This window comes from Candidatus Odyssella thessalonicensis L13, assembly GCF_000190415.1.
Classification (GTDB): domain Bacteria; phylum Pseudomonadota; class Alphaproteobacteria; order Paracaedibacterales; family Paracaedibacteraceae; genus Paracaedibacter; species Paracaedibacter thessalonicensis.
Window position 1 is genome coordinate 39,616 of sequence record NZ_AEWF01000004.1, and the last position, 11,501, is coordinate 51,116.

At 46.1% G+C, this 11,501-nt stretch carries 8 protein-coding genes; 4 read left to right on the forward strand and 4 right to left on the reverse strand.

Translation table 11 applies throughout. From position 1 onward, the window contains the following. Positions 1–67: 67 nt before the first annotated feature. The 4 genes from HMO_RS0107405 to HMO_RS0107420 are packed head-to-tail and all read left to right on the forward strand — an operon-like array spanning position 68 to position 4,080. Positions 68–1,207 (forward strand): extracellular solute-binding protein, encoded by a 1,140-nt coding sequence (locus HMO_RS0107405; RefSeq protein WP_010300790.1) that lies wholly within the window; start codon positions 68–70, stop codon positions 1,205–1,207. A gap of 7 nt (positions 1,208–1,214) precedes the next feature. Continuing rightward, on the forward strand, positions 1,215–2,357 hold the full coding sequence (locus HMO_RS0107410) for an ABC transporter ATP-binding protein (protein ID WP_010300793.1): 1,143 nt from the start codon (positions 1,215–1,217) through the stop codon (positions 2,355–2,357). Next, positions 2,354–3,280: an ABC transporter permease subunit gene (locus tag HMO_RS0107415; protein WP_010300795.1), complete on the forward strand. Its 927-nt coding sequence runs from the start codon at positions 2,354–2,356 to the stop codon at positions 3,278–3,280. Before HMO_RS0107410 ends, HMO_RS0107415 begins: the two co-directional genes overlap by 4 nt. A 2-nt stretch (positions 3,281–3,282) precedes the next feature. Continuing rightward, complete coding sequence (locus HMO_RS0107420) at positions 3,283–4,080, forward strand: ABC transporter permease subunit (RefSeq protein ID WP_010300798.1); 798 nt, start codon at positions 3,283–3,285, stop codon at positions 4,078–4,080. A 39-nt stretch (positions 4,081–4,119) separates the two neighbouring features. Here the strand turns inward: HMO_RS0107420 and HMO_RS0107425 are convergent, their stop codons facing one another. The 4 genes from HMO_RS0107425 to HMO_RS14235 all read right to left on the reverse strand — a co-directional run bounded on the left by HMO_RS0107425 (position 4,120) and on the right by HMO_RS14235 (position 11,431). After that, positions 4,120–5,439: an ABC1 kinase family protein gene (locus HMO_RS0107425; protein ID WP_010300800.1), complete on the reverse strand. Its 1,320-nt coding sequence runs from the start codon at positions 5,437–5,439 to the stop codon at positions 4,120–4,122. Beyond that, a complete protein-coding gene (locus HMO_RS0107430) occupies positions 5,439–7,217 on the reverse strand; it encodes a M3 family oligoendopeptidase (protein WP_010300803.1) in 1,779 nt (592 codons plus the stop codon). The genes HMO_RS0107425 and HMO_RS0107430 overlap by 1 nt, the downstream gene beginning before the upstream one ends. A 326-nt stretch (positions 7,218–7,543) precedes the next feature. After that, on the reverse strand, positions 7,544–8,977 hold the full coding sequence (pyk, locus tag HMO_RS0107435) for a pyruvate kinase (RefSeq protein ID WP_010300806.1): 1,434 nt from the start codon (positions 8,975–8,977) through the stop codon (positions 7,544–7,546). A 324-nt stretch (positions 8,978–9,301) separates the two neighbouring features. After that, positions 9,302–11,431: a transglycosylase domain-containing protein gene (locus HMO_RS14235; RefSeq protein ID WP_139016850.1), complete on the reverse strand. Its 2,130-nt coding sequence runs from the start codon at positions 11,429–11,431 to the stop codon at positions 9,302–9,304. Positions 11,432–11,501: the final 70 nt, after the last annotated feature.

The window sequence follows — 11,501 nt, forward strand, 5'->3', positions numbered from 1 at the left end:
CCAGTTTTCAAGGATCTGTGACGTTTAAACAGTTGTATTTATCGGACGTATGATAGATAAATTGAGTATGAATAATCCACGCTTTGCTCAAGTGCGGCTGCTGTTGAGTGCCGGCATCGCTGTGATCCTGGGGCTTGCTGCAGCAACCTATTTCCGTCCTGTGCCGTTAAGCACTGAGGATCAGTATCTTAATGTCTACAATTGGTATGGAATGATTCCCAAAGGCGTGATTGATGAGTTTGAGGCTGAGACCGGGATATCAGTGCGCTATGACCTGTATGATAATAATGAGATTTTAGAAGCAAAACTGTTTTCCGGTAACTCAGGCTATGATGTGATCTTTCCGTCGGCTTCTCCTTATGCTGTTCGCCAGATAGAAGCAGATGTTTATCAAAAAATTGACAAAACTCTGATCCCTAACTTAAAGAATGTAGATCCAGCTATCTATGAGCAGATGCGTTTGGCCGACCCACAGTTAGAATATACGGTTCCTTTTTATTGGGGAACCTTTGGGTTTGCTTACGTGGAAGAAGAAATCACTAAGCGGCTCCCCCAGGCACCGGTAAACAGTTATAAGATGTTATTTGACCCTGAAGTGGTGGCAAAATTTGCTGACTGTGGGGTAACATTATTGGATGAGCCAGTGGATGTCTATCCAGCCGTATTGACTTATCTAGGGAAGGATCCTCGCAGTGATAGCCTGGAGGATTTAGAGGCAGCCCAGCAAGGTTTAACGCGAATACGCTCATCCGTTAAGCGATTTAGTTCGTCTCGATTTGTCAATGAATTAGTCGGCGGCGAGAGTTGCCTAGCGCAAGCATGGTCAGGGGAGGCGCAACTGGCGCAAGCACGCGCTGACGAAGCGGGTAAGAAAATTCATATTCGCTATGTGGTTCCGGACGAAGGCGGTACCTTATGGATTGACACGATGGCGATTCCGCAAGGGGCGCCCCATCCTAAAAATGCTCATAAGTTCATTGACTTTCTGCTGCGTCCCCAAATAAGTGCGCGCATTAGTAATGCGACTAAATTAGCGGTGGCGAACAAGGCAGCCTCCCCCTATATTGAAGATAAGATTAAAAGTGATGCAACTATTTATCCGAAGCCTGAAACTATGGCAAAGCTAAAGCTTGACCGGCCACAGAGTATAACCTATGAACGGTGTCGGACGCGATTGTGGACACAGTTTCGCTTAGGAAAGAATTGAGGGGACGATGCCACCTTTATCACAACCTTTACGGGCCCTTGAACCTTGGCAAGATTCAAAAGCTAAACCGTATATACATATTGATAATGTTTCTAAGTCTTTTGGCGCGGTGCAAGCGGTCAAAGGCGTATCCTTACAAATTTATAAGGGGGAACTGTTTTCGCTTTTGGGCGGCTCAGGCAGTGGTAAGACGACCCTGCTGAGAATGTTAGCAGGATTCGAGTCGCCCACAGCCGGTCGCATTTATATTGATGATACTGATGTTACCGATTGGCCTCCCTATGATCGTCCTGTCAATATGATGTTCCAGTCTTATGCTCTGTTTCCCCATATGACTGTAAGCCAGAATATTGCTTTCGGTCTAAAGCAAGAACGGATGGCGAAGAAAATTATCCAAGACAAAGTCAAATGGGCCCTGGATCTTGTGCAAATGTCGGGCTTTGGCGATCGTAAGCCGTCCCAGCTTTCAGGAGGGCAGCGTCAGCGCGTCGCCTTGGCGCGTAGCCTTGTAAAAGAACCCAAGCTTTTATTGTTGGACGAGCCGTTAGGGGCATTGGATAAACGTCTGCGCGAGCAAACTCAATTTGAGCTAGTTAATATTCAAGAGCGTGTCGGGATTACCTTTGTTATGGTTACCCATGATCAAGAAGAGGCCATGACCATGTCCACGCGCTTGGGAATTATGGAAGAAGGGCGTATCCGCCAAGTTGGCGCTCCTCATGATATCTATGAGTTTCCTAATTCCCGTTATGTTGCAGAATTTATTGGATCGATGAATATTTTCGAAGGGGTGGTGATCGAGGATGAAGATAACTTTGTCTTACTGGATTCAGAAGAGGCGGGCTGCCAGCTATATGTAACTGATTCAGCAGCTATTCCTGTTGGCAGCCATACGGCAGTTGCGATTCGTCCTGAAAAAGTCATGATTTCGTCAACACCCCCGGCTGGCAATCGTAACTCTGCTAAAGGGATTGTCCGCGAGATTGCATATCTTGGCGATATCTCAATTTATTATGTGGAATTAGAATCAGGGAAAATGGTGCAAGCAGCGCGTCCTAACCTGTTAAGGTTTTCTGAACGCGAAGTCAGCTGGGATGATGAAGTATATTTATTCTGGCGAGCAGAAAATGGGGTGATATTGACCTCATGACCCCGAAGAAGCCCTTACCCAACCATCCTCCCATTCGACGTGCCCCCTGGCGGGGCGATCGCCGCCTGGTCACGGCAGTGCCCTATGGCTGGCTAATTGTCTTCTTTATGATTCCTTTCCTGTTGGTCTTTAAAATTTCCCTGAGCGAGTCCACTTTAGCTGTTCCTCCCTACCTTCCCCTTTTAGAATGGACACAAACCGGGGTCATGAATATCCGCCTTAATATCGGCAATTATTTGCGCCTTCTGCTTGATCCCTTTTATGCCTCAGGCTTACTGGCATCTTTGTCAATTGCTTTCATTGCCACGTTGTGCTGCCTGGTACTGGGGTATAGCATTGCTTATGGCATTACGCGACTTCCGCAGAGATGGCGCTACATTTTTCTCTTGCTGATCATTTTACCCTTCTGGACATCTTTTTTAGTTCGGGTGTATGCCTGGATGGGGATTCTGTCAAAGGATGGGCTATTGAATCAATTGTTATTGTATCTTGGAATAATCGCTGAACCGAAACAGTTTCTTTATAATAACTTTTCAGTCATGGTCGGAATTGTTTACTGTTATCTACCCTTTATGATCTTGCCGATTTATTCGGTTCTGGAAAAGATTGATGATTCTTATCTAGAGGCAGCTTATGATTTGGGGTGTTCACCGTGGCGGGCGTTTTGGCGCGTGACTTTTCCGTTATCCTTACCCGGTATGTGGTCTGGGATTGCTTTAGTCTTTATTCCCGCTTTAGGGGAATTTGTCATCCCTGAATTGTTGGGGGCTCCAGATAATTTGATGATTGGGCGAATCATTTGGATTGAATTCTTTAATAACCGTGACTGGCCCATTGCCGCCACAGTCGCTGTGGTTATGCTGCTGATGTTTATTGTACCGATTATGGTATTGCAACGTCGACAGTTGCGCCGGCGAGGATAGAAATGCGTCGTTTGTCTTCATTCAATATCACAGGTTTAATTTTAGGGTATGCATTTTTATACATCCCCATCTTGACTGTGGTCATTCTTTCTTTTAACGAGTCCATGCTCGTCACTACCTGGACACGCTTTACCTTGAAGTGGTATCGATCGCTTTTAGAAAATGAGGGGCTGATTGATGCGGTGTTTGCCAGCCTCAAGATTGCCACCATGACGGCGACCTTGGCGGTGATTCTCGGGACCCTGGCCGCTGTGACTATGGTACGTTTTGGCGCCTTTAAGGGCCGGACATTGTTTAGCGGTTTGATTTCTGCGCCATTAATTATGCCCGACATCATGACGGGCCTAGCGATGTTAATGATGTTTGTGTCCACTGAACAATTGATAGGATGGCCGTCGCATCGCGGGGTGATGACCATAGCAATTGCCCATATTACCTTAGCCACAGCTTATGTTTACTTAATTATTCAAGCCCGGCTGTCAGATTTTGATCGTTCTGTCGAAGAAGCAGCTCAAGATTTAGGCGCTCGTCCTACCAAAGTGTTCCTGGTGATTACGTTGCCGATGATTGCCCCCAGTTTGATCTCAGGTTGGTTATTAGCTTTTGCTTTATCCTTAGATGATCTAGTGATTGCCAGTTTTCTTTCCGGGCCGGGGGCGACGACGCTGCCCATGCTGATTTTCTCCAGCATCCGGTTGGGGGTTAGCCCTGAAATCAATGCTTTAGCCAGTATTATCGTTTTCATCATTTCTATTGGGGTGCTGATTGCAGGCTTAATAACCTGGCGACGCCAACGGTAGGCTCATCGTCTTGAGGACCTCTTAGAGTTTGCGGCATTATTAAGTCAAGGTGCTTACTTCCGCTTTATTTCTCTCAAGTTGAGTCGCCTCAAACCGTTCGACCAGCGCCTCCGTTAATTGATGCCAGTTTTGCTGGGCTTGGAGGCGCATCATGACTGAACCAATACCTACGGCCGCCCGGTCCATAAAGACAAATTCCCGGGGCGGACGAATGCCACCGGCTTGACTCAGTTGCTCGTGAACTTTGCTGGCTGTTTCCCAGCCAATCTGGCCTTTAAGATCATTTTGGATTAAGCGTACACGATCATCTAGTAACGGCTCGTACAATAGCTTGGCCCATTCGGAAATGATCTCAATAAGCTGCTTGTTGAGATTTTTAAAGCCCCAACATTCATAAGCATGTACAGCTCTTGCTTGATCATTGGTCTGTAAAGCCCGGTATAATTCGATGACCCCTAACACAAAGCTTCCCGAGAAGCTGCGAATGCAGCCTAAGTCTAAGATATTAATGTGAGCCTCAGATGTAACTTTATAATTGCCTGGATGAGGGTCACCATGAATAAGTCCATAGTGATAGAATGGATAATACCAAGCATGATAAAGTTTGCCGCCAATACTATTACGCAATTCTTGATCAGCTTGACAGTAATCAAGGGCATTTTGGCCATCCAGCCACTGCATTGTTAAAAGCCGCCTTGTAGTGAGGTCATCATACACTTGGGGCAGATGAATGTGAGAATTATGCGCAAAGATTCTAGCAAATATCTTTAAGTTTTGGGCTTCATTTAAATAGTCGAGTTCTTCTTTTAAGCGTTCCTCAATTTCTTCGCGAATTGCTTCAGTTTTTAAAGCATTATTAAAGGATTCATAAGCAGACAAGATTAAATTAAGCTGGTTTAAGTCCGCTTCAATGACGGAGTCCATATTGGGATACTGCAGCTTGCAAGCAACCAACTCGCCATTTTTAAGTTGAGCTTTATGGACCTGACCCAGGGAAGCAGCGGCAGCTGCCGGTTGCGAGAAGTCCTGAAAATGGTCCATCCAATTTGCGCCCAACTCTCCTGCCATACGCCGCCGCACAAAGGGCCAACCCATCGCCGGGGCATTGGATTGTAACTCCAACAGCTCATTGGCATATTCGGGCGGCAGCGCCCCAGGGATAGTGGCTAAGAACTGGGCTACCTTCATCAAGGGGCCTTTTAAGCCGCCGAGAAGATTCTTCAAGCTTTCGGCATGGCGATCCCGATCAATGGATAGGCCTAAATATTTTTCACCGACCAAACGACTGGCTAGACCCGTCATGGCTGAGGTGACTTGCACATAGCGCTTAAGGCGGCTCGAAAGGGATAGATCATCCATTATAGGTTTTCCAACTGATCAATAAGGCCTGAGATCATGGTCAGTCCGCGATTCCAGAAGGCTGGGTCTTTAGCATCCAATCCAAAAGGTGCGAGCAACTCTGGATAGCGTTTACTGCCGCCAGCACGCAGGAGATCCAAATACTTTTCCGCAAACCCTGGATGACCTTGCTGATAAACAGCATACAGAGAGTTGACCAAGCAATCGCCAAACGCATAAGCATAAACGTAGAAGGGAGCATGGATAAAGTGAGAAATATAAGCCCAGTAAGGGGTAATTCGCTCATCCAAATTAACGGCATCACCTAAAGCGTCGCGCTGAGTTTGTATCCATATCTCCCCTAGATCCGTGGCCGATAATTCGCCACTGCGTCGACGCTGATGGACTTGCTTTTCAAATTCGAAGAAAGCAATTTGCCGGACAACTGTATTGAGCATATCTTCAACTTTGGCGGCGATCATGCTCCGTTTCTGGTCATTGGTCGAGCATTGCTGTAATAAGGATTGAAAGGTTAGCATTTCGCCAAACACAGATGCAGTTTCAGCAATTGTCAATGGCGTGTCAGCCAGGAGGGGGCCCTGAGTTGCTGCTAAAACTTGATGAACCCCATGGCCGAGTTCGTGGGCCAAGGTCATGACATCGCGCAATTTACCCTGGTAGTTGAGCATCAAATACGGATGCAAGCTGGGAACCGTCGGGTGCGCAAATGCTCCAGAACGTTTGCCAGGCTTGGCAGGCACATCAATCCATGGATTATCAAAGAAACGCTTACCAATTTCTGCCATCTCGGGACTAAACTTCTGATAGGCTTTGTGAACGATATCTTTAGCCTCTTCCCAATCAATCGTTCTGTCTTCTGCTTCAGGCAACGGGGCATTACGGTCCCAATATTCAATTTTGTTCTTCCCCATCCATTTGGCTTTTAAAGCATAATAACGATGGCTAAGGCTAGGATAGGCGGCGGTTACAGCGGCGGCTAAGGCTTCAACGACGTCGTCTTCAACTTGGTTGGCAAGATTGCGTGACGCTACCGGATGGGGGTACCGACGCCAGCGGTCATCAATTTCTTTATCTTTTGCCAGAACATTGGTCACGGTCGTAAAAATTGAGATATTGCTTTGAAGGCCGTCATGCATTGATCGCGCAGCTTCTGCTCTCACGGCTTCATCTTTATCACTTAGCTTATCAACCACCTCGCTAATGCCAATCTTTTCGCCTTTCCACTCGAATCTGATGGCTGCTAATGTTTCATCATATAAGCGGTTCCACGCTGACCGCCCGGTTAGCGACTTCTCGATCAACAGTTTTTCTTGCTCTTCGGGGAGCTGGTGCGGTTTATACAAGCGGGCATTATTAATCCAAGATCGATAACGATTAAGGGCGGCTAACTCTGCAAAACTTTGCTCTAAGTTAGCATCTTCCAGTTGACATAAAGCCAGATTATAGAAGACAAGATTAGAGAATAAAGCCGTTATTTGTTCTTGAATATATTGTAAGAACTGTTGAGCGCCGGTATCGTTGAGTTGAGTGGCGGAGTTTAGAAAGGCGTAACTCATAAGCTTCCCTAACAGTTCCTCAAGCCGCTCATAATCTTTAATTGACTGAAGAAGGGTTGAGGACTTTGTCAAAGGTGATGGCTCATTAGCCGGCGTTTGATAGGTGGAAGCAAACTCGTTAGCATATTGCTTGGCCAGGGCTAAATCCTGCTCAATAGCGGAATCCTGAGGGCTTCGATAGAAATCACTTAGATCCCAAGACGGTAGAGTGCTTGATACCATTATAGTCTCCTTAGAGGTTGCTTGCTCTTGTGCTGATGATAGCGAAAATAGATAGCTAATTCCTAGTAAAAATAATGTCGTATTTCTTACCATGGTCTCTCTCGGTAATAGAATTGAGGATCTTATTTATTATCGAGAATAGATGGTTAAGAATATGTCGTCAGATCACATTTATTTATAGATTTTTTGAGTAGACGGTAGGGGCGTTATGGACTATGAGTGCTCGCCTCTGGAAAAGGCTGACTGATAATTCATTTGATCTGCCCCCTTCCTGTGCTCCTGACAAGAGCGCCTTAAATGGAGGGAGCAGGGCCATCGGAAAGAAGTTACTTATCTTTATATTCTGAATCAATTTCGACCAGACGCATAATGTTGGCGCCACTTTGCTGGCCAAAGGGGACGCCGGCCAAGATAATAACATGATCGCCTTTTTTGACCACATTGTTGGCCACCAAACGGTCGCTGGCTTTCTGAACCATTTCCGCCAAGCTTGAAATTGGATCACATAGAATAGGTAATGTTCCCCAATAAAGGCACATCATCCGTGCAGTCTCAATGCGGGGAGTCAGCGCGACCACAGGAGATTTTGGTTTCTCCCGCGTTTCACTTAAGGTTGAATGGCCAGTTTCTGTAAAAATAACAATGGCTTTAATTGGAATTGTTTGTGCAACTTGGCGCGCAGCAGCGGTCATGGCGTCCTGTACGGTGGGACGGGCAGAGGGGCGATAAACCTGAATTAAATTGTGATAGAAAGGATCATTTTCAACTTGGGTAATGATTCGGCTCATCATTGAAACGGATTCCTGCGGATATTCACCGCTTGCGGACTCTGCTGACAACATCACCGCATCTGCACCGTCATAGATAGCGGTAGCAACGTCAGAAGCCTCCGCCCGCGTCGGCGCCGGACTGTGCACCATAGAATCAAGCATTTGAGTGGCAACAATCACGGGCTTGCCAGCTTCTCGTCCTTCGCGGATAATCATTTTCTGGGCAGTGGGAACTTCTTCAGGGGCCATTTCTACCCCTAAATCGCCACGGGCCACCATAACGGCGTCGGAGAGAGCAACAATCTCTGCCAGATGCTCCATTGCTTTAGGTTTCTCAATTTTGCTAATCAGTTTAGCTTTATCGCCGATTAACGCTTTGGCTTCACTAACGTCCTCTGAACGCTGAACAAAGGAAATTGCAACCCAATCCACCCCTAAACTTAAAGCAAACTCAAGGTCAGCTTTATCTTTGTCTGTGATCGATGAAATAGGAATTGTCACGCCCGGAATATTTACACCTTTGCGGTTTGATAGCTTGCCGCCAACTTTAACTCTAGTGACAATTTGATGCTCAGAAGCACGCTCGACAATTAAGCGGATTTTGCCATCGTCTAATAAAAGCTCGACGCCTGGCCGGACAGCCTTAAATAATTCGGGGTGGGGTAAATAGACCCGTCCTTGGTCGCCAGAGATATTCTGATTGTCAAGAATAAAGGTGGCATCATTTATCAGATTAATAGCACATTCTTGAAATTCGCCGATCCTGAGCTTAGGGCCTTGCAGATCTGCTAAAATGGCGATGGGGCTTTTAACAAATTCCTCAATCTTGCGAATAATTTCATAGGTGTTTCGATGTTGATCATGGGTACCATGGGAGAAATTCAGACGGAAAACGTCTGCTCCCGCTTGGTGTAAGCTTAAAATTTCTTCATAGGTTTGGCTAGAGGGACCAAGAGTAGCAACAATTTTGGCTTTGCGGGGTCTGAGCATAGAATTATAGATAAATTGGTGGGTTTTATAAATTAATTATAACTACAACCTTTTATCCTGGCTATAAGAAGTTATTCAAAAGGCGACGGACAGCAAGATTAAGGGCAAGAAGCAGAAAAGCAGATAATCTAATAAGGGGCAGATGCTGGAGTATTTACCCTTATGAAAGACGCCTAAGAGTTATGACTCGGTCATAGCAAATCGGCCTGGCAATGCACTCTCAATAAATTGAGAGGGGATTAATCAACTAACCAACCTGCCTAAAGCTAAAATGATCCTTCTCTTACGGGCTTGGTTGTCAGCTGCTGGAGGTAAAAGAAGAAGCTATTCTAATGCTGCCTCTTCCATTAATTTATCAAAGCTAGCCGAGTCTAATGGTTCTTCTGTAAAGGTAGTGCTTTCAATTTCACTTTCTCGAATAATGTCACTTTCCTCTTCTTCCTCAGCGGTAGCTGGGGAGTGAACGCCACTAATAAGTAAGGATCCACTAGGCGGATTTGCCTCAAGTACCGGCTTCATGAACAGAGCAAAGGTTTGGGCAGGAAGACGGCCCCCCGTGGAGTTTTTAATCATAGGCGCATTGTTGTCATTTCCTGTCCAGATTCCCACCACAAGATTGGTGGTAAAACCGATAAACCAGGCGTCCTTATCGCCGTTACTGCCCGTTTTACCAGCCGTTGGATAATCTGTTTTGGCCGCACGCCCCGTGCCCCCTTCAATAACTGCCATCATCATTTGATTCATCTGATTAAGATAGTGAGGCTTAATAACTTGGATCGGATCAGGCGCTTGATGCTGATAAAGGATGTCCCCCTTCTTATTACGGATTTCTAGAATGCCGTAAGGGGAGACAAAGTTTCCTTTATTAGCAAAGGACGCATAAGCTCCTGTCAGTTCTAAAAGCGTAACTTCAGTGGTTCCTAAGCAAATACTCAGGTCTGTTATCATCTCACTGGTAATACCTAAACGACGGGCGACAGAGGCAATTTTAGGGCCGCCCACTTGCGCTGCAATCCGGGCGGTCACCGTATTAACTGACTTCTTCAAAGCCTCGGCCATGGTAATCGCCCCCACCGAATGATAGGTTCTAAAGTTGCCAGGAGTCCATCCTCCATGACTAAAAGGTTCATCGGAAATTATGGTGCTAGGCGTCAGGCCGCTTTCAAGACCAGCTAAATAAACAAACGGCTTAAAGGACGATCCGGGTTGGCGTAAAGCTTGGGTAGCCCGGTTATATTGACTTTTTCCGTAATGGGTGCCGCCGATCATGGCTCGCACTGCCCCGTCAGGAGTCATTGCTACCAAGGAAATTTCACTGGTTTTGTATTTTTGGGCTAATTCATCCATTTTAGCTTTGGTGGCAACCTCAGCTTGGTGCTGCATAAAAGGATCTAACGTGGTCACGACCACTAAATCTTCATCATAAGAGCCGATTAAGCTTGGAATTTGATCATAGACCCAATCGCCAAAGAAGTTGCCACTCTTAATATCAATTGTCTCTTCTTGAGCTTCATCATGTTTTTGCTGCAGGGCAATTTCCACCGACTTGATGTACCCGGCTTCCTGCATTTGGTTTAAGACGACGAGCGCACGCTCATGGGAGCGGGTAGGGTTGCTTTTGGGAGAGTAGCGGGAGGGTGCTTTTAACAGCCCGGCAATAACAGCGGCTTCATAAACGGTCAAATGCTTAGCAGGTTTATGAAAATATTTTTGTGAGGCCGCTTCAATGCCAAAGGTGCCGGCGCCAAAATAGACTCGATTCAAATACATAGTCATAATTTGGTCCTTGGTGAACTTCATCTCCAGCCAAACAGCCAAAATGACTTCTTGAATTTTACGCCGCAGCGAACGGTCATGGACGCTATACTTGCCTTGATTTTGTAAAAAGTTTTTTGCCAGCTGCTGAGTAATGGTCGAGCCCCCTTGGACGACTCTGCCCGCCCGGTAGTTGGTGTACGCGGCCCGGATCAAGCCGATAACGTCCACGCCAAAATGGCCGTAAAAGCGGCGATCTTCGATTGACATTAAGGCCTGCGGCACATGGGTGGGCAGATCATTTAATTTGACCATTTCTTCAAAAAGGTCGCCATAAGTGCCAACAATCGTGCCATCCCAGGCTTGAATGGTAACGCCGGGCTTGCGAGAGCTGACCATTAGTTGATCAGTATCCGGTAAATCATAACTAAACCATAAGATTGCTAAAACGCCAAAGCTAAAAATCCATACGCCCAGCGTTAAAAAGAGCTTAAAGAGCATCCAGCGGATGGTTGTCCGACCTGAACCCTTCCTTTTAGGCTTCTTGTCGGGGGATTTCTTCCTTTTAAATAATTTCCCTAAGCTAAATTTTGGTAAAGAAAAACTCAGCCACGAAAGAAAACTTTTTGACTTTTTTGATTTAGAAGTCTTAGCGCTTGCTTTTTTGGGCGCGTAGAGTATAGGTGGGCGGTCCGCCACGGATTTTACCTAATAAACACAGTAAACATTATAGCCAGTTTATACTCTATTTGTTAATAAATCACAATAA